The 17136-nt window shown below is 47.8% G+C and carries 19 protein-coding genes, 1 pseudogene and 1 riboswitch; of the genes and pseudogenes, 10 read left to right on the top strand and 10 right to left on the bottom strand.

The features are described 5' to 3' along the window. The first annotated feature begins 155 nt into the window (after positions 1-155). Positions 156-2312, top strand: a complete 2157-nt coding sequence (locus tag HP398_RS22445) for a cell division protein FtsA (protein WP_173623679.1) — start codon at positions 156-158, stop codon at positions 2310-2312. A gap of 133 nt (positions 2313-2445) precedes the next feature. Here the strand turns inward: HP398_RS22445 and ytxJ are convergent, their stop codons facing one another. The 3 genes from ytxJ to HP398_RS22460 form a co-directional block, all read right to left on the bottom strand. Then, the gene (gene ytxJ, locus HP398_RS22450; protein ID WP_017250451.1) at positions 2446-2772 is read right to left on the bottom strand and encodes a bacillithiol system redox-active protein YtxJ; all 327 of its coding nucleotides are present in this window, start codon (positions 2770-2772) and stop codon (positions 2446-2448) included. 123 nt (positions 2773-2895) lie between these two features. Beyond that, positions 2896-3294, bottom strand: coding sequence for a hypothetical protein (locus HP398_RS22455; protein ID WP_017250452.1), 399 nt, complete (start codon positions 3292-3294; stop codon positions 2896-2898). Between the two features lie 454 nt (positions 3295-3748). Beyond that, on the bottom strand, positions 3749-3982 hold the full coding sequence (locus HP398_RS22460) for a hypothetical protein (RefSeq protein WP_017250454.1): 234 nt from the start codon (positions 3980-3982) through the stop codon (positions 3749-3751). A 225-nt stretch (positions 3983-4207) separates the two neighbouring features. On the opposite strand from HP398_RS22460, the gene HP398_RS22465 reads away from it, so the two are divergent. Both HP398_RS22465 and HP398_RS22470 read left to right on the top strand, forming a co-directional pair. Continuing rightward, positions 4208-4300 (top strand): YjcZ family sporulation protein, encoded by a 93-nt coding sequence (locus tag HP398_RS22465; RefSeq protein WP_017250455.1) that lies wholly within the window; start codon positions 4208-4210, stop codon positions 4298-4300. A gap of 173 nt (positions 4301-4473) precedes the next feature. Then, positions 4474-5586: an aminopeptidase gene (locus HP398_RS22470; RefSeq protein WP_017250456.1), complete on the top strand. Its 1113-nt coding sequence runs from the start codon at positions 4474-4476 to the stop codon at positions 5584-5586. Between the two features lie 57 nt (positions 5587-5643). Here the strand turns inward: HP398_RS22470 and HP398_RS22475 are convergent, their stop codons facing one another. After that, complete coding sequence (locus HP398_RS22475; RefSeq protein WP_017250457.1) at positions 5644-6177, bottom strand: PadR family transcriptional regulator; 534 nt, start codon at positions 6175-6177, stop codon at positions 5644-5646. Between the two features lie 398 nt (positions 6178-6575). Between HP398_RS22475 and HP398_RS31440 the strand changes: the two are divergent. Next, positions 6576-6830: pseudogene (locus tag HP398_RS31440) on the top strand (trypsin-like peptidase domain-containing protein); the annotation flags it as partial. Positions 6831-6894: 64 nt separating this feature from the next. Here the strand turns inward: HP398_RS31440 and HP398_RS22485 are convergent. Further along, a complete protein-coding gene (locus HP398_RS22485) occupies positions 6895-7989 on the bottom strand; it encodes a YheC/YheD family endospore coat-associated protein (protein WP_017250459.1) in 1095 nt (364 codons plus the stop codon). A 199-nt stretch (positions 7990-8188) separates the two neighbouring features. Between HP398_RS22485 and HP398_RS22490 the strand changes: the two genes are divergently transcribed. The 3 genes from HP398_RS22490 to HP398_RS22500 all read left to right on the top strand — a co-directional run bounded on the left by HP398_RS22490 (position 8189) and on the right by HP398_RS22500 (position 10374). Then, positions 8189-8509 (top strand): winged helix-turn-helix transcriptional regulator, encoded by a 321-nt coding sequence (locus tag HP398_RS22490; protein ID WP_017250460.1) that lies wholly within the window; start codon positions 8189-8191, stop codon positions 8507-8509. A gap of 112 nt (positions 8510-8621) precedes the next feature. Continuing rightward, positions 8622-10073: a recombinase family protein gene (locus HP398_RS22495; RefSeq protein WP_173623680.1), complete on the top strand. Its 1452-nt coding sequence runs from the start codon at positions 8622-8624 to the stop codon at positions 10071-10073. A 22-nt stretch (positions 10074-10095) separates the two neighbouring features. Beyond that, positions 10096-10374 (top strand): S1C family serine protease, encoded by a 279-nt coding sequence (locus HP398_RS22500; protein WP_007721243.1) that lies wholly within the window; start codon positions 10096-10098, stop codon positions 10372-10374. Positions 10375-10404: 30 nt separating this feature from the next. On the opposite strand, the gene HP398_RS22505 is transcribed toward HP398_RS22500, so the two are convergent. Beyond that, positions 10405-10551: a hypothetical protein gene (locus tag HP398_RS22505; protein WP_017250462.1), complete on the bottom strand. Its 147-nt coding sequence runs from the start codon at positions 10549-10551 to the stop codon at positions 10405-10407. A 63-nt stretch (positions 10552-10614) separates the two neighbouring features. After that, positions 10615-10896 carry a DUF2325 domain-containing protein gene (locus tag HP398_RS22510; protein ID WP_016742090.1) on the bottom strand — a complete coding sequence of 94 codons (282 nt, stop codon included), beginning with the start codon at positions 10894-10896 and terminating at the stop codon, positions 10615-10617. A gap of 328 nt (positions 10897-11224) precedes the next feature. Between HP398_RS22510 and HP398_RS22515 the strand changes: the two genes are divergently transcribed. The 3 genes from HP398_RS22515 to HP398_RS22525 all read left to right on the top strand — a co-directional run bounded on the left by HP398_RS22515 (position 11225) and on the right by HP398_RS22525 (position 13672). Continuing rightward, on the top strand, positions 11225-11824 hold the full coding sequence (locus HP398_RS22515) for an IMEF encapsulin system ferritin-like cargo protein (RefSeq protein ID WP_017250463.1): 600 nt from the start codon (positions 11225-11227) through the stop codon (positions 11822-11824). Positions 11825-11861: 37 nt separating this feature from the next. Then, positions 11862-12710 carry a family 1 encapsulin nanocompartment shell protein gene (locus HP398_RS22520; protein WP_007721249.1) on the top strand — a complete coding sequence of 283 codons (849 nt, stop codon included), beginning with the start codon at positions 11862-11864 and terminating at the stop codon, positions 12708-12710. Positions 12711-12853: 143 nt separating this feature from the next. Continuing rightward, positions 12854-13672 carry an alpha/beta fold hydrolase gene (locus tag HP398_RS22525; protein ID WP_173623681.1) on the top strand — a complete coding sequence of 273 codons (819 nt, stop codon included), beginning with the start codon at positions 12854-12856 and terminating at the stop codon, positions 13670-13672. Positions 13673-13728: 56 nt separating this feature from the next. Here the strand turns inward: HP398_RS22525 and HP398_RS22530 are convergent, their stop codons facing one another. The 3 genes from HP398_RS22530 to HP398_RS22540 all read right to left on the bottom strand — a co-directional run bounded on the left by HP398_RS22530 (position 13729) and on the right by HP398_RS22540 (position 16937). Continuing rightward, positions 13729-14937 carry an aminotransferase-like domain-containing protein gene (locus HP398_RS22530; RefSeq protein WP_017250465.1) on the bottom strand — a complete coding sequence of 403 codons (1209 nt, stop codon included), beginning with the start codon at positions 14935-14937 and terminating at the stop codon, positions 13729-13731. Between the two features lie 196 nt (positions 14938-15133). After that, positions 15134-15604: a hypothetical protein gene (locus tag HP398_RS22535; RefSeq protein WP_017250466.1), complete on the bottom strand. Its 471-nt coding sequence runs from the start codon at positions 15602-15604 to the stop codon at positions 15134-15136. 151 nt (positions 15605-15755) lie between these two features. Further along, positions 15756-16937 (bottom strand): pyridoxal phosphate-dependent aminotransferase, encoded by a 1182-nt coding sequence (locus tag HP398_RS22540; RefSeq protein ID WP_173623682.1) that lies wholly within the window; start codon positions 16935-16937, stop codon positions 15756-15758. An 83-nt stretch (positions 16938-17020) separates the two neighbouring features. Continuing rightward, positions 17021-17135: riboswitch (SAM riboswitch) on the bottom strand. Between the last annotated feature and the right edge of the window lies 1 nt (position 17136).

Below are 17136 nucleotides of genomic sequence, written 5' to 3' on the forward strand. Positions count from 1 at the left end.
ACCGAAGAAGATTCCTTGATTCGACAGGATTCTTTTCCTTTTGAATCGAATAGTTTTGGATATATGTTCTAGCTAAAAGTGATTGTTCCTTTCCGATACACCGATAAGTATTGTAAAGACTTTTTGAACAACCTCTTACAAGGAGTGACCTACTTTTGTCTGACATCACAGCCCCTGAGCTTATTTTTTCATTAGATATTGGAACGCGCAGCGTCGTCGGCCTGATCGTAGAAACGACCGGCGAGCAGTACCGCGTATTGGACTGCGCAATTCGAGAGCATGATGAACGCTCCATGCTCGATGGGCAAATTCACGATATTGTCGCCGTAGCTAAGGTGATTCAACAAATAAAAGAAGAGCTGGAAGGAAAATACGGCAAACTACATCAGGTAGCGGTCGCTGCTGCCGGTCGGTCATTGCGCACCCGCCGCGTTCGTGTGGACATGCCGTTAGCCAGACATGCCTTCATCTCTCGTGAAGATGTTGTCGCTTTGGAGTTTTCCGCTGTACAGGAGGCCCAAGCCGCATTAGCCCAAGAGCTAAAGGATCAAGACGTCACCCGCTATTATTGCGTCGGTTACAGCGTCGTCAATTACCATCTGGATGGCGAGTTGATCGGGAGTCTGATTGACCAGCGGGGTGACATCGCAAGCGCAGATGTGATCGCAACTTTCCTTCCACGCGTGGTTGTCGACTCGCTGATTGCTGCTCTGAAACGATGCGATCTGGAAATGCAGGCATTGACACTTGAGCCTATTGCGGCGATTAATGTCCTGATTCCTGTGACCATGCGCCGACTGAATATCGCATTGGTGGACATCGGGGCAGGTACTTCTGACGTAGCGCTGACTGAGGAAGGGGCGATTACCGCTTACGGCATGGTACCTGTTGCAGGTGATGAAATCACGGATGCGCTCATGAACGCCTTTCTCATGGATTTTCCGATGGCAGAAGAAGTGAAGCGTCTTTTATCTACCGAGGAGTCCGTCACCTTCACCGACATTCTCGGCATAGAGCATACGATAAGCGCTACCGAGGTAACGAGTGCGATTGAAGCAGACATCCAGCAACTCGCCGACAAAATTGCCTTTAAAATATTGGAGCTCAACGGAAAAGCTCCGCAAGCGGTCATGCTGATCGGCGGCGGCAGCCTCACCCCTGGGCTTACTGGAAAAGTCGCTCAGGTCTTGAATATTCCTGCCGCCCGTGTTGCTGTCAGAGGCGGCGATGCGATCAAACAGTACGTCGGAGACAATCCAGCGCTCAGTGGACCTGAGTTCGTAACGCCAGTCGGTATCGCTGTTGCTGCGCGCCGTCATCCATTGCGCTATGTAACCGTTACGGTCAATGATACTCCTGTGCGCATTTTCGATTTGCGAAAAATGACGTTGGGTGATGCGCTCATTGCATCTGGATTGGATATCCGCCGTCTGTATGGTCGCCCCGGATTGGCGATGACAGTCACCGTAAACGGACGGATGAAAATGATTCCGGGTGGTCATGGGACGGCGCCGGTGATTGAGCGCAACAAAGAGAGCGTCAGTCTTGACACGCCAATCAATGACGGGGACCACATCATCGTAGTGGCAGGTACAAATGGCGATGATGCACGTGTATTTGCCAAAGATTTATTCGATGAGCTGGACACGCTTGAAGTGATCTGCAATGACCGTCCCTACTCGCTCGGTCCAGTCGTACATGTGAACGGAGCGGTTGCTACTCTCGATACATGGATCTCTGATCGTGCCGAGGTGGATATCCGCCTTCCACGTACTGTCTATGAAGTACTCGAGCTCGCAGAACTGAAAACGTCAGCGGAATCAGGCTTGCGTTTTTCTGTGAATGGACAAGATTATTCGGTTCCGTCCCGTATGGAGGTGCTCGAGCTGAACGGAAGACCAGCAGCTTTGACAGATATCGTCCGACAAGGTGATGTCCTCGTATATCGGCTGGATGAAGTCCCTGCCCCTTCCATACAAGATGTCATCCCTTTGGAAGAATGGGTACAGGAGACAATGATTGTACACTTCAACGGTGAACGGGTCGTATTGCCTGTCGCACAAGTAACGATTACCGTAGACGGAAAAGCGGCGAATGCCTCTGATCCCGTGAGCGAAGGTGCCGACATCACGGTAAAATCCTCACCTGCGTCTACACCTGTGTTTAGCGACGTCTTCCGTTTTGTCGATGTTTCCCTGGAAAAGCCCGACCGTGAGAGTATCTCCGGATTCGTCATGCTCGTCAACGGCGAACAAGCCAACTTCCAGACAGAATTGAAAAGTGGAGACAAGTTGGAGTTATTCTGGGAATAGTCTATCCAGCGTCCTTTTTCTCCATTCAAAAAGCCGGATTCACCTCGCTTATCGGGTGTCCCGGCTTTTTGCTTTACTCAAGAGCTGTCCGACTTTATTTATCGTCAGTAGCTTTTTTTCCTGTTATGAATGATTATGCGTTGAGCGCCTGGCCAATCGCGTCCTTTGTAATTTTCCAGTGAGACGTGTGCCATTTTACTTCGCCGTCTTCCAGCAAAAAGATTTGCGGGGATTCGTGCTTGATGGAAAAACGATCCGCTACGGCGTTGGAGACAGGGCGATCCTCTCGTACCAGAATGACCGCAGATTCCACTTGATTGTCCAGCAAATACGCCTGAAACTCTTCATAAGCGGACGTACTGATTGGGCAAATCGTGCTATGCTTAAACAAAAGCTTTTTCCCATTTTTCGCTACGAACTCATCCAGTTCTTCAATGGAGTGAAGCTGTATTTGTGACATGATTCATCTCTCCTTATCTTATGTGCCTATCAGTATACATAAGTCCAAGCAGCAAAGTCTACATTTGCGGTGCAGTGGAGAAATGAAAAAAGAGATACCTTTCTTCCAGGCATCTCTTTATCCTTACACCATAATTTTCGTGAGACGTTCGCGTAGCTCCAACATCCATTTTTCATCGCCAAGGGACTGCGCCAACAAAAACAGATCCAATAGCTCGTTGACTTTTTCACCAAGTAATTCTCTTACGGTCGAATTCACCTTCTCATTAGCAATCAATACCAATAAGTTGGATAACTCTGACATTTCTTCGAATTCGACTGCCTTGCGCTGCGGATGTTGGCCCAGTTCCTCCATGAGTGACTTCAAATCATCCTTAATCACATCTACCACTTGGGAATGGTCACAGTCTTCGTCCACGCAGACGTGTACAGGTACATTCATAATTTTAACCCGTTTCCGGTACACGACGTTGCGCAGCTCGATCTCCATTTCGTTCCCGCAGCGGCTGCATCTCTTTTGCACGGTGTTCACCCCTATATCTACTTATGTATGCCTCTCATACTATTCGAGAAGCCTCCTTTCAATCCTGCTAAAGAACAGGTGGTACTTGGTGGATATAGAGTCAGATATAGACTAGAGTCAACATAGTGGAGGAGAAGAAAAAGCACAGTTCTCTTCGACTCTGACACGCCAGCATGGGGGGAACTGTCCGTCTACACTTAAAAAAGGGGACCGTCGAGCCAAAGCCACCCTACGGGCGGAAGATTCTCAAGGAAGAAGTGTTCGACAAGCGTGGTCCCCTTTTTTAAGTTCCGACTGGGTAGGCGTTGTCAAGGTCTACGAGCCCTGTGCTTTTTCTTCTCCACCAGCTTTGTGCGTTCATCGGTACCTTTGAAAACTAGCAACAACTTAAACATACTAAAAAAGACGATGCTAGCAAGCAGCATCGTCTTTCCTTTGCGATCAAACTTCAATCTCACGCGTAGATAGCGTTTACTTTTTCACAATGCGGACAAACAGCGACTTTCCCTGCTTTTCCGTCTTCATCTTCTACACGATAGCCAGTAATTTGCTCGGAAAAACAAAACAGACATTCTGTATTGAAGTCCATATCGTACTGCGCTTTCCACACAATGGATTTAAAGTCTTCGCCAACATTAATCGTAATTTGGACCAACTCATGCTGCAGGCTCGATAATGATCTTTGCATCACATAAACATCCTTTCATACTTGCAAAGTCTTTTGGTATCCTCTAGCTTTTCCTGCTTTTCAGAATAATAAACATCGAGAACTGCAAGAGTATGAAAAAGAGAGATTCCCCAAACAATTTTCTTAAAAATGGGCGGATGCCCGGTTCGGTCCTATGCGATCACCCATATGTTGTAGATGTAAGCACAAGAGGCTTAACACACATATGAGGAGGATGTTTATTCGATGAGCGGCATCTTTAATGGAGAATTCGACGGCTTCACTCTGGTTTTGATTCTTTTCATCCTGCTGGTTATTATCGGGTGCAGCTGCGACTAATCTTTCTTCCCCGAAGATATAGCCATATTCAGCAGGTCCTTGCATATACATGAAATACCGAATCCTTCAAGCGCGTTTCCTCCGCAAGCTACCCTCGCCAGTGGGTAGCTTTTTTCTGTTTGAGTTGTGTACAATGGATATGAATGATATGGAAAGCGAGGGATCCCCTTCCTATGAAAGATCCACGAATTGAAAAACTGGCTGACGTCCTCGTCAATTATTCAGTGACTGTCAAGCCTGGTGAAAACGTTTTAATTTACTCCATTGGCAACGTTACCGATTTGACAAAAGCCGTGATTGCCAAGGTATACGAAGCTGGGGGAAATCCGTTTGTTCAACTGATCGACCAATCCGTTCAGCGTGAACTTTTGATGGGTGCCAACGAAACACAATTGGGTATCATGCGTGAAGCAGATGTGGCTTTCATGAAGCAAATGGATTGCTACATTGGCATCCGCGGCGGCGACAACATCAGCGAGCTCTCTGATGTGCCTGGAGACAAAATGCAGCTGCACTCCAAGCTGCTAGCGCGTCCTGTACTGGATATTCGCGTACCGCATACCAAATGGGTCGTGCTTCGCTATCCAAATGCATCTATGGCTCAGTTGGCTAACATGAGCACCGCTGCTTTCGAAGATTTCTATTTCAAAGTGTGCACGCTTGATTACGGCAAGATGGATAATGCCATGGACAGCCTGGTCGAGCTGATGGAGAAAACCGACAAGGTACGTATCGTAGGGCCAGGCACCGATCTGACCTTCTCCATCAAAGATATTCCTGCAATCAAATGTGCAGGCGAAGCCAACATCCCTGATGGAGAAGTATTCACTGCTCCTGTCCGTGATTCTGTCAACGGTACGATCGCGTACAACACGCCATCTCCTTACCAAGGCTTTACATACGACAATATCAAGCTGACCTTCAAGGATGGCAAAATCATCGAAGCAACTGCCAACGATACAGAAAAGATTAATGAAATCTTTGATACCGATGAAGGTGCCAGATTCGTTGGGGAGTTTGCGATTGGTGTGAATCCGTACATCCAAAACCCGATGAAAGACATCCTCTTCGACGAAAAAATCGATGGAAGCTTCCACTTTACACCAGGCCAGTCATACGATGAAGCGTTTAACGGAAACAAATCCTCCGTACACTGGGACTTGGTCATGATTCAACGCCCTGAGTGGGGCGGAGGAGAAATTTGGTTTGACGATCGCCTGATCCGCAAAGACGGACGTTTCGTTGTACCAGAGCTTGAATGCCTCAATCCAGAAAACCTTAAATAAATGAAAATAAGCGAAGGGCTCATTGTTCACAAGACATGAGCCCTTCGCTTTATGTGGCTAAACGGAATAAGCTGGTTGTTTCATCAAGGAAGTCATTTTTTGTTCCATAAAAGAAATCGTTGACTCCAGATGATGAATGGTATACTCCCAGCAAAAACGTTGATATTCGTCAAAATTCACTTCCAGCTTTTTATAAGAGGCCTTACTTTGTTGGAGCAATTGACGTTGCGTATCCAAACAGCCCTCTAGCAAATCCTTTTGTTCGTCGATCGTGCGGCTCTTGCCGAAGAAAATCTTAACCAGCATGTCTGAGCGCAATACTGGCGGCAAGATAGGCGTCTGGATTTCTTGACGGAAAGATTGTTTTCCGGCTTCTGTAATACGGTACAAAATCTTGTTCGGCTTGCCAGACTGAATGATTTCTTGCTTCGTCACGAAGCCTTCTTCCTCCAGTTTGCGCAATGCTGGATAAATAGCACCAAAGCTAGCGTCATAAAAGAATCCAATGCTGTTTGTAAACGCTTGCTTAATATCGTAGCCACTCATTTCCCCATAGCTTAAGAAACCCAGTATGATCGTTTTAACATCCATCTCTTCGCATCCTCCGTTACCGTTCTTTTTCTCTCTCTAGCGGCTAGGACTTAGCCTTTATGTTCAAAATATTCTTTAACTACATGTTATTATAAATGGATTTAAATAATTATACCAATGCTATTTCTTTATTATATCAATCAAAATTAATGATATATCCTTCACGTGACTAGAAATTGGGCGTCCCTTCCCACTCCACTCCCCATAAGATGATACATACCTATCTGCTGTAGGGGGAGAGATCGGTGAAAAGTAAAAAATGGTCCCAATATACGCGGGTAAAGTACCCTGTGAGCAGCAGTAGTCTGCACCCATTCAATTTCTTCGTTCCCATTGTCGAGCGAGTTCAAGAAGGAGTAGTCTCCATCGTGACCGAGGATGCTCCCCATTCCAAAGACGTGGATTCGTTAATTCGCAGCCTTATTGATCAAGAGGATAATTCTCCACCCACGGAACGAAGCTTTGGCTCCGGATTTCTTTTTCATCCGAAAGGGTATATCTTGACGAGCGAGCATGTCATCGGTAAATCCAAAAACATTTTCGTGAAGCTATATAACGGTAGAGTGTTTGAAGCCAAACGCATTATAGCTGATCGAGTCCGGGATTACGCCGTCATCAAAATTGATGCAGACTGCAAGCTATATCCACTGCCACTAGGCAACTCCTCTCATACAAAAGTAGGAGAATGGGTCATCAGCGTCGGTTCACCATTTGTGTTCAAAGAGACAAAAAACGAGCCTGGTTCCGGGCCAAATACAGCGCAAATTGAACGGGACGAGCGATCGCCTTTTTGTATAATCCCATGTTACCCATCTGGCGAAAAACCTCTCTCCCCGGCTTGGGGTTCACTTCGATTAACCACGAACGTCCGTCCACATCCACCCCAATATCCAGACCGAATTCCATCATGCGACCGAAATAATCCTCGAGCGTGTTTGCTACTTCGAAAGCAAGCTGATAACATTCCTGCTTGATCAGCTCTCCCCGCTCCTCTCCAAATCGCTTGAACATAAACCATTCAAAGGGAATCGCTCTGCCTCCCCCATGCAAATTGGAAGTAGCACTGCCGTTCTCCCCCATACGTACTGCGCAGCCTGTCACCACCCACTCCCCACGCTCGTCCTTTTGAATCAATAACCGTACATCGGCGACATGCTTGCGTAGCAGCCCCAGGTTCAAACCTTGCTGCACCAGGAAATTGCCATCGCGAATACGCTGTTCCGCCACCCACGTTTTGACCCATTTTTCCACGCCTTCCACCGTATCAATCCGAGCTACATGATGGTTATGTTTTTTGTCACGTCCGGAGAGGCTATAGTCCTTGCCGCTGCTCTTCACTCTGAGGATACTTCTTCCCCCTGTGCCATTGCCTGGCTTGACATAGACGAGCCCATGACGTGCGAGCATGTTTCGGACCAAGCCTTTTTCGTAAATATGTGTCTCCGGAATCCAGCGTTTGACACGATCATCGGAAGCGAGTAGATTCGTCACTCTCCATTTCTTACTGAACGGACTGTTTGCAAAGAAAAACAGATCGCTATTCCGCAGCCGGATATACTCTTTTACCCTGCGTCGGTACCGATCGATTACAACTTGTGGCCAAGGGAAAGATTTACTTATCCAGCCCCCGTTCGGTTTGGGGATGAAGCCCTTGATCTTTCTTGCGGAAACATTGACGTCCTGATGCGAAAACAGGTAGATTACTGCGCCTAGCTTTTGCCCTGTTTGAACCAACCTTCGCAAATAATCTGGTTCCTCAAAGCGTACACCCTCCCGCCAGGTTAAAATACCGATTACCCGTTTAGAAAGCATCGTAACACCCTCTTCGCTTCTTATTTCGCGATTAGTGTATGTGTGGACACCTTATAGGGAAACATTTGTCCATGAAAACGGGCTTGACTACTCAACCATTGACAAAGTGTCATTCCAACTTTTCGTTACTTACTTTTTTCAAGCTAATCTGTTAGAATAAAGGGCAACAATAATGCTGCTAGATAGAGGTGACGCCGATATGAGTCAAGATTTTTCTGGCGAACACATGTGTCCAAAATATGAATGTGCAATAAACGTCCTTGGAAAGCGCTGGACCGGCCTGATTATTCATGTGTTGCTACGTGGTACTGTACGATTCAAAGATATCCGCGAAATGGTTCCGCATATGAGCGATAAAATGCTCTCTGAAAGGCTGAAAGAGCTGGAGGAGCTGGAAATTTTGGAGCGAAAAGTGTACCCAGAGATCCCGGTTCGCATTGAATACGAATTGACCGAAAAAGGAAAAGATCTGCGTCCTGTCATTGATTCCATTCACGAATGGGGCCAAAAATGGATGTAGCATAACCCCACTTGTCCAAGACGGATAAGCGGGTTTTTTTATGTGCGGTCAGGCATAAGCTCCTCCCTTTTGCTGTACACTCTAGCAACCCAAGGTGAAGGGAGGGCGGGCGATGCGAACGGCCGTCTACATTCGTGTCAGTACAGAGGATCAGGCACGTGAAGGATTTTCGATTCCCGCTCAAAGGGAAAAGCTGCTCTCGTACGTTCACTCTCAAGGTTGGGAAGTCCATGCCGTCTACGCAGATGAAGGCGTGAGTGCCAAAGATACGAATCGCCCCGCACTCGGTCAGCTCCTGCAGGATATCCGAACGGGTGAAATCGATGTCGTCCTCGTCTATCGACTCGATCGACTCACTCGCTCTGTCCTTGATCTGTATCAGCTCCTGCAGGAGTTCGATCGACATGCGGTACACTTTAAAAGCTGCACCGAGGTATACGATACGACTACGGCAATTGGGCGACTGTTTATTACCTTAGTGGCTGCCCTCGCACAATGGGAACGAGAAAACTTGGCAGAACGGGTCAAGCTGGGAATGAGCCAGATGGCAAGAGAACGAAAACGACCAGGAGGACCTGCACCGTATGGATACAATCTGGTGCGAGGAACGCTGGTCGTGAATCAAAGGGAAGCAGCTGGCGTACGCAGCATGTTCGAGCGCTATGATCGAGGCGAGTCCCCGCGCCAAATCGCTGAATGGGCGAATCATTCCGGATTGCGCGGGAAAAATGGCGCTTCATGGAGTGCAAGTGCCGTACTTCGACTGTTAAAAAATCCCGTCTATCATGGTGCGTTGCGTTGGAATTACACCGACGCCGATCAACAACGCAATGACCCGGAGGAATGGATTATCGAAGAGGCGACTCACCCAGCCATTATCGATCAGCCATGTTTCTCGCGAGTGCAGGAGCGGATGAGTGCTCGCGGAACAAGCCATCCCCGCGTTCTCAGCTCCCGCTACCTCTTTTCCGGATTGCTGTACTGCTCGCGTTGCGGCTCCTCTATGCGCGGGAAAACAACCACGATTACGGGAAAAGGAGAAAAACGTTACACGCACCGCTACTATTTATGTAAAAACAAGCTGGCTGGTACGTGTGATGCTCCTGCTATACGTGAGGATCGCTTGGAAAAAGCCATTGTGCACGAGCTGATGCAGCATTCGCCAGAATCAATCGCTGCGTTGAAGGAAGTGTATCAGATTGTGTTACAGACGAATTCCCGCGCTCCCGCGAAAGAAACCGAGCAACAGCTGCAAATTCGGAGGCAGCGCTGGGAACAAGCTTATGAAGATGGATTCCTTACTCTCCCTGCCTTACGAGAGAAAATCAGTGCGTTGGAGAGAGCTGCAAAAGAACAGGAACGCGCTTACTCCTCTTTTTCAAAAGGACAACGGCTGGATCTAGATGCGCTTTCCAATTGGAAACTGATTTGGACGTATGCAAATGAAAAAGAACGGCGAATGCTCGTTTGCACACTCATCCAACGTGTTGATGTGGAAGCAACAGACACTGCCTCTGGTCATAAAAATCGAGAGGTCTGCCTGCATCTATTGTCTTTTCACTAAAATTGCCCCTGATTTTGCCTGTATGGCGACAGGTGGTTCCCCACTTGGTTTGGAAAATTCTGTGACAGCGGGAATCATCAGTGCCAAAAACCGCCGCTTACAGGTTGCGAAGCGAATGTACGAAGAAATTTTTCAGACGGATGCTGCCATTAACCCAGGGAATAGCGGAGGTCCACTCATTAATTTGAATGGGGAAGTCGTTGGCCTCAATGCATTCATCATTCAATCCAGCCAATGCTTGGGCTTCGCCATCGGGATTGACGCCCTCAAAATGCAACTGGAGCAATACGTATTCAAGTGAGAAGCAAACGATTCAACAAAAAAACCCCGTCTAGGAGGACGGGGATTGCTTCTCTAATGCAATAAGATATACATTTGGACCTTCTGTGTTGATTTGTTCTTCTGCCTGTTTTAATTGTTGCAGCTGAGCGGCCGTAAGCTGTGCGATAGGCAGTTCACTCAAACGATTCTGTTCCATGCGTCATTCCTCCGTTGGTGTCAGACTCACGAACGTAGTCTGCCCGTTCTGGAGAGTATGTATTTACGCAGTGAGATCAAAGGCTTTGGCAATCGCAGAACACGAACGCTTGCAGAATACGATGGGCAGCTCGCGATCTTTGGCTTGGTTTTTCACCGTTTTGGCTAAGTTGTGATTGACGAAATCAGTCAACACCAAAATCATGTGGATACCAGCTGGAATTTTCACCCCGGTTTGCGAGCTTTTCCGTCCAGTTACGTGGTGAATATCCTTGAAGCCTTGCCCTTGCAAAAGTTCGATAATATTGCCCAGGCGATCTCCGCCTATTACTAAAATGGATGACATAACTTGTTACCTCCTTAAATTTAGGTAATGTAGGATTTATGTTTTCTTCTCAGAATGCTAATTGATAATGAATATCACTCTTATTGATAAATATTATCATTCCCAATTGACTTTGACAATACTCTCCATGATAACTTTTTTGTCAAAAAACAAAACTAGAAACGAAGCCTCTAGGCAAAGCCACGGCGCTCTAGTGCTCCCGCCCTCTTTTCCAAATTACACCGCACCATATTCTTCGTAATCATAAGAAAATGTACATAGGTGTTGCCCGGGTGTTTTTTCCAACGGTATAATGAAAAAATAGATTGTAATGAGGAGGTGGCGTAGGGTGCAAGAAATTACACAGCTGCACGCCATTTTTGATCGCACCAGAGGTTATATCAACAGCTTCATGGGCGTTATCCAGCCGATTATCGACGCGGCAACGGACGAGCATACTCGTCTTTACTACCATCATATTTTGGAAGAAGAAGAACAGCGCATGGGTCGCTTGCAGGAATTGGTTCCCTACCTGGAGAAGGTCTCCTCAGGAAAAAGCCTGGATCAGCTAAGTGATCGCGACCTCTCGCAAATGCTGTCCGATGTGAATCTGGAACGTTTTGGACTGCACAATTTCCGCGAGCATCTGGAGCTCTCTCTGTATGAATTCAAGGATGACGAAACACGTCAGCTTCTGGATGGCATGCGTGAAAAGACGCATACAGACTATTTGACAGTCAAAGAGATCATGGCGAACATGAGCCAACGATTCTCTGATGCGGCTCATCCTGATCTCACTGATCACGATGAGGGGCACGACATTCACCAGGTAGATCATTTGAAAGCTTCGGCTTCCGCTCCTCACGGTGTTGCTTCCGTGGTCAAGCATTCCGCTCCTGCAGTTTCTGGCAAAAAAGGACTGACAGTTGGCAGCTTGAAAGGAATGTAAAGAATCGGAAATCCTGAAATAACATGGAGGTTACACTATGGACAAGCTTCGTAAATACCCAGACTCTCCCTTGACGACTGAAGAATGGAACCAGTTGGATGCAACTGTCGTTGACATGGCTCGCCGCCAGCTGGTAGGACGTCGTTTTATCGATATTTATGGACCATTAGGTGAAGGTATCCAAACCATTACCAACGATGTATATGAGGAATCCCGTTTTGGCGGTCTCTCCCTGCGCGGAGAATCACTGGAAATGACACAGCCTAGCCGCCGTGTCAGCATGACGATTCCAATCCTGTACAAAGATTTCATGCTCTACTGGCGTGATGTTGCCCAAGCACGCACACTGGGCATGCCTTTGGACATGAGCGCGGCTGCCAATGCAGCTGCTGGTGGTGCACTGATGGAAGACGATCTGATCTTCAACGGTGCTGCTGAATTCGACCTCCCAGGTCTGATGAACGTAAAAGGCCGTCTCACTCATCTGAAGAGCGATTGGATGGAATCTGGCAATGCGTTTGCTGATATCGTGGAAGCACGCAACAAGCTGTTGAAAATGGGCCACAGCGGTCCGTATGCACTGGTTGTTTCTCCTGAGCTCTACTCACTCTTGCATCGCGTGCACAAAGGCACCAACGTGCTTGAGATCGAGCATGTTCGCAATCTCGTTACAGATGGTGTCTTCCAATCTCCTACCATTAAGGGCCGTTCCGGCGTATTGGTAGCGACTGGCCGCCATAATCTCGACCTGGCGATTGCAGAAGACTTCGACTCCGCATTCCTCGGAGACGAGCAAATGAACAGTCTGTTCCGTGTTTACGAGTGCGTTGTATTGCGGATCAAGCGTCCAAGCGCAATTTGCACGTTGGAAGAAACAGAAGAATAGGAAGCCCTTTGGCACACCCATTGACGATTCTCGTTGTGGGTGTGTTTTTTCATCCTTGAAATATGTAACAGATCCCTTATAATAAGAACGTACGTTCCAAACTTTCGAAACAATCTGACACAAATGTCGTTGGGGGGATTTATATGAGATGCGAGGTCAATGGGGTTAACCTTTATTATGAGGAGATCGGAAGCGGTTTTCCTGTCGTGATGATTCACGGTTTTTCACTTGATCACCGCTGCATGACTGGTTGTCTGGAACCAATTTTTGAGAAACGCTCAGGATACCGACGACTTTACATAGACCTGCCTGGAATGGGACAAACGGAAAACTACGAACATATCCACACCACGGACGATATTCTGGAGGTTGTCCTTGCGTTCATCGATCAGCTCATTCCAGGTGAACCCTTTTTCATTGCGGGTGAATCATACGGCGGATATCTTACACGAGCAGTTATCGAGAAGCGCCGGGATCGAGTGAAGGGCGCCCTGTTCATCTGCCCGAACGTCATTCCTGAAAAAGCAAAGCGCACACTGCCGGATAAACCCGTCTTAATAGAGGAGCCTTCTCTCTGGGAGAAGTTGAGTGAGACGGAACGAGCAGAGTTTGAGTCGATGGCGGTAGTAGCTACCAATTATACGTGGAACCGCTATAAAAAAGAGATTGTCGACGGCTACATGCTGTCTGACCCTTCTTTCCTCAGTAAAATCAGACAGTCATACGGCGTGTCCTTCCCATTGGATACGGCTCCCTTCCCTCACCCGAGTCTTTTTGTTGTGGGCAAACAAGATCATTCTGTCGGCTATCGCGATATTTGGGATATTATTGAGGGCTATCCCCGCTCTTCTTTTGCCGCACTCGATTGTGCGGGACACAACTTGCAGATTGAGCAGCCACTTTTGTTTACGGAGCTTGTGAATGAATGGCTGGATCGGGCGCAAAGGGAGCTTTCCCTGTAAATATGCATCAAAAAAGACAACCAGCTCCAATGGCAATGGTTGTCTTTTTGCTTCTATTAAACATTTGTCACGAGAGATTCACTGTAGGCGTGGAATGCTTTGCCCAATCTCGAAATCGCAAGCTCCGTGTCTTCCCGGTTCAAGAGTGTATAATTCAAGCGCATCGTATTAACTTGAGGCTCAGCTGCATAAAACGGCTTCCCTGGTACGAATGCGACGCCTTCCTGTACGGAACGGGCCAGCAGCTTCTCCGCATCGATATGCTCCGGCAGATTCACCCAGAGGAACATCCCGCCTCTTGGTTTTTCCCACTGTACGCCCTCCCAGTTTTGCGCAACCAAGAGCTCATGCATCCATTCCATGCGCGCTTTGTAAGACTCGCGAATCTTCTCAATGTGGCGCTCCAGATCAAAGCGGGACAAAAGCTCATACAGAGCGTACTGGTCGATTGTGCTTGACTGCAAATCAACTGCTTGCTTCGCCTTCACCATCATTTGAATCACACGTGTATCTCCGATGGCCCATCCGGTACGCAAGCCTGGCGCGACAATTTTGGAAAAGGTACTGGTGTACACCACACAGGAATCAGTCGGATGCTCATCCAGTGAGAAAATCGAGCGGTACGGTGCTTCCCCATCGAATTGGATCTCTCCATATGGATCGTCTTCCAGGATGAGAATGTTTTGTGCCTTACATTGACGAAGCAAGCCGAGACGGCGTTCGAGACTCCATACCTTTCCTGTCGGATTGGCAAAGGTAGGAATGACGTACACCATTTTGGGGCGGTACTGGGCAATTTTTTTCGCCAGATCGTCCAAATCCATCCCATCGGCGTCACCGTCTACAGGGATCGCTTTGATTCCCCGGAATTGAAATAACTGAACAGCTGCCAAATAAGTAGGGTTTTCAACGAGAACGACATCGCCTTCGTCTAAATATACACGACACAACAAGTCTACTGCTTGCTGAGAGCCCGTTGTGATGATCATATTATCTACACCGACGTTCATATGCTTTTGCTTCATGCGGGATGCAATCCACTCACGAAGCGGCAAGTATCCATCAGTTAATCCGTACTGAAGAGCTTTTGCTCCTTGTTCAAATGCGCGGTTGAACGCTTCACGCATCTCTGCGATTGGAAAAGAATCCTCTGCTGGCAGTCCACCTGCGAGCGAGAGCACTTGATTGCCTTGGGTCAGCTTCAAGATTTCCCGGACTGCCGAGGAGGATAATGCTTCGACAGATTTTGAAAATGAGTACTCCATGTTCCGTTCCCCCTTGATTTTGCTTATCCTTGTTTTATCACTCTCCCTCTCGTAAGTCCAATCCTTGGTAGCTATGAGTGGATAGGTTTTGACTATGTCGAGCGGTTGTTCAATCGTTAGTCTTGACACACTGCATGCAAAAAACCCCTCTTCGTCTCAAACGAAAAGGGGTCCAATATGTATGGGCTATATCTTCCTAGGCGATGCGAAACACACGCGGTTTCTCTGTGTGTGGGAGGAAAGAGAGGTCTACGTGCGTGGACGCTTCTTCCATGCCAATATCGTTTGCCAACAGCAATGCCTCTTCCTGGAAGGTCGGCGTACAGCTGCCTTCATTCAGTTCACAGAGACGTTTCAATCGCTTCAGTCTCTCTGCGGATTTCTCCACTCTCATGCCTTCATTCGTCAGCTCACAAACGTTGACGTGACGAGCATCAGCGATCATACTGATATCATTCACATGGACAATCAGTCTTTTGCCTTCTTCCGTAACAAAACCGATCGAGCAAAAATGCGCACCTGACATTTCCAAACGAGTGAGAACAGCATTGGCGTAAACTTCTCCCGTCCGCAGGCGAATTTGGCCTGCTTCAATGGCTCCGCCGATTTTCCGCTCGTTGGCGATCACCGTATACATATCCGTGTAACCGTTAATCTGATAGCGCATGGTACCCTCCCGCTCTCGATGAGACTAATTATCATTAACAATGCCATCGTATAATGAAAATCATTATCTGTCAATAATGAGAATGATTTTTATTCTAGAATAAAAAAGCCACACTCCATTTGTATGGTAGTGTGACCCAATTACCTCGCCTTTATTTTGTTTTCGTAAATAACCCCAACCGCTCAATTCGCTGAACCGCTTCTGCGAGACGCTCTTCATTTGATAACAAAGCCGCTCGCACATAACCCTCACCTGTCGGACCAAAGCCATTTCCTGGCGCTACGACGACATGCGCTTTTTCCAAAAGCAGGTCAGAGAACTCCACGGATGTGAAGCCGCTTGGAACAGGAAGCCAAGCAAAAAACGACCCTTGAGATGGTGGCGCCTGCCAGCCAATCCGATGCAGATTGGAGTACAAGGCATTGCGGCGGCTTTCGTAGACAGCGACGAGATCGCGAACGCACTGCTGTGACTCCGTCATCGCTTTGGCTGCCGCCATCTGTACCGCTCCGAACAGACTGACGAAGTAATGGTCCTGAATGAGGTTAATCAGACGAACCAGCTCGCGATTTCCTACCATAGCACCAACACGCCAGCCTGCCATGTTGTACGTTTTGGACAAGGTATAAAATTCTACACCCACTTCTTTTGCACCCGGAACCTGCATGAAGCTGACTGGCTTTTTCCCGTCATAGCTGATCGCCCCGTAGGCGAAGTCGTGGCAAACAACGATTTCATGTTTTCGAGCAAAACGAATGGTTTCCTCATAAAACTCGAGTGGTGCATTAACTGCTGTCGGATTGTTCGGATAGTTGAGAAACATCAGTTTCGCGCGATCCAAATCAGCTTGGGAGAGCTGGCTGTAGTCTGGCAAGAAGTCATTTTCCGCCTTCAATGGCATCATGACCATTCGTCCATTTACGACTGCAACCCCCGACCAATAATCCGGATAGCCTGGGTCTGGAACCAGTGCAACATCGCCTGCATTCATAAGGACTTGGCAAATCTCTACGAGTCCGGTTTTGCTGCCGAACAATATCGCTACTTCTTCCTCCGGATCGAGGTCCACATCAAATTCTTGCTTATACCAATGAGCCACTGCCTGCTTCAGTTCCACGCGTCCCTGAAAAGGCGGATATTTGTGATGGAGTGGTTGTGCCGCTTGCGCCTGTAATTCTTCAATAATGTGTGGCGGTGTCGGCAAATCAGGATTGCCCTGCCCTAGGTTTATGACGTCATGGCCTTGCGCAATGACCTTGTTTACTTTTGCCACCAGGGTCGCAAAAAACTGGGTAGGGAGTCGATCAATCATGTCGGAGGGTTGAATGCGCATCTTTCTTCCATTCCTTTCTTGGGCCCAATACAGTAAAACCCCCTTTTTCCATACAGAAAAAGGGGGAGATCAGCTTGGTCACGTCCTTATCTGTCAGGAAAAAATCCTGCTGGAATTGGCACAGCATCTGTCCATCGCATAGAACAGATCCGCTGCCGGGCTTCATAGGGCCAGTCCCTCCACCTCTCTGAATAAGTCA

The sequence above is a fragment of the Brevibacillus sp. HB1.4B genome (assembly GCF_013284285.1).
Lineage (GTDB): Bacteria > Bacillota > Bacilli > Brevibacillales > Brevibacillaceae > Brevibacillus > Brevibacillus porteri.

What these genes read in the sequence shown, in the direction of transcription:
- HP398_RS22520 (WP_007721249.1), top strand. Translation starts at nt 11,862, where the DNA reads ATGGACAAGCTTCGTAAATACCCAGACTCTCCCTTGACGACTGAAGAA.
- HP398_RS22510 (WP_016742090.1), bottom strand. Translation starts at nt 10,896, where the DNA reads ATGTCATCCATTTTAGTAATAGGCGGAGATCGCCTGGGCAATATTATC.
- HP398_RS22475 (WP_017250457.1), bottom strand. Translation starts at nt 6,177, where the DNA reads ATGGATGTTAAAACGATCATACTGGGTTTCTTAAGCTATGGGGAAATG.
- HP398_RS22485 (WP_017250459.1), bottom strand. Translation starts at nt 7,989, where the DNA reads ATGCTTTCTAAACGGGTAATCGGTATTTTAACCTGGCGGGAGGGTGTA.
- HP398_RS22505 (WP_017250462.1), bottom strand. Translation starts at nt 10,551, where the DNA reads ATGGAACAGAATCGTTTGAGTGAACTGCCTATCGCACAGCTTACGGCC.
- HP398_RS22470 (WP_017250456.1), top strand. Translation starts at nt 4,474, where the DNA reads ATGAAAGATCCACGAATTGAAAAACTGGCTGACGTCCTCGTCAATTAT.
- HP398_RS22490 (WP_017250460.1), top strand. Translation starts at nt 8,189, where the DNA reads ATGAGTCAAGATTTTTCTGGCGAACACATGTGTCCAAAATATGAATGT.
- ytxJ (WP_017250451.1), bottom strand. Translation starts at nt 2,772, where the DNA reads ATGTCACAAATACAGCTTCACTCCATTGAAGAACTGGATGAGTTCGTA.
- HP398_RS22465 (WP_017250455.1), top strand. Translation starts at nt 4,208, where the DNA reads ATGAGCGGCATCTTTAATGGAGAATTCGACGGCTTCACTCTGGTTTTG.
- HP398_RS22525 (WP_173623681.1), top strand. Translation starts at nt 12,854, where the DNA reads ATGAGATGCGAGGTCAATGGGGTTAACCTTTATTATGAGGAGATCGGA.
- HP398_RS22535 (WP_017250466.1), bottom strand. Translation starts at nt 15,604, where the DNA reads ATGCGCTATCAGATTAACGGTTACACGGATATGTATACGGTGATCGCC.
- HP398_RS22460 (WP_017250454.1), bottom strand. Translation starts at nt 3,982, where the DNA reads ATGCAAAGATCATTATCGAGCCTGCAGCATGAGTTGGTCCAAATTACG.
- HP398_RS22530 (WP_017250465.1), bottom strand. Translation starts at nt 14,937, where the DNA reads ATGGAGTACTCATTTTCAAAATCTGTCGAAGCATTATCCTCCTCGGCA.
- HP398_RS22495 (WP_173623680.1), top strand. Translation starts at nt 8,622, where the DNA reads ATGCGAACGGCCGTCTACATTCGTGTCAGTACAGAGGATCAGGCACGT.
- HP398_RS22540 (WP_173623682.1), bottom strand. Translation starts at nt 16,937, where the DNA reads ATGCGCATTCAACCCTCCGACATGATTGATCGACTCCCTACCCAGTTT.
- HP398_RS22500 (WP_007721243.1), top strand. Translation starts at nt 10,096, where the DNA reads ATGGCGACAGGTGGTTCCCCACTTGGTTTGGAAAATTCTGTGACAGCG.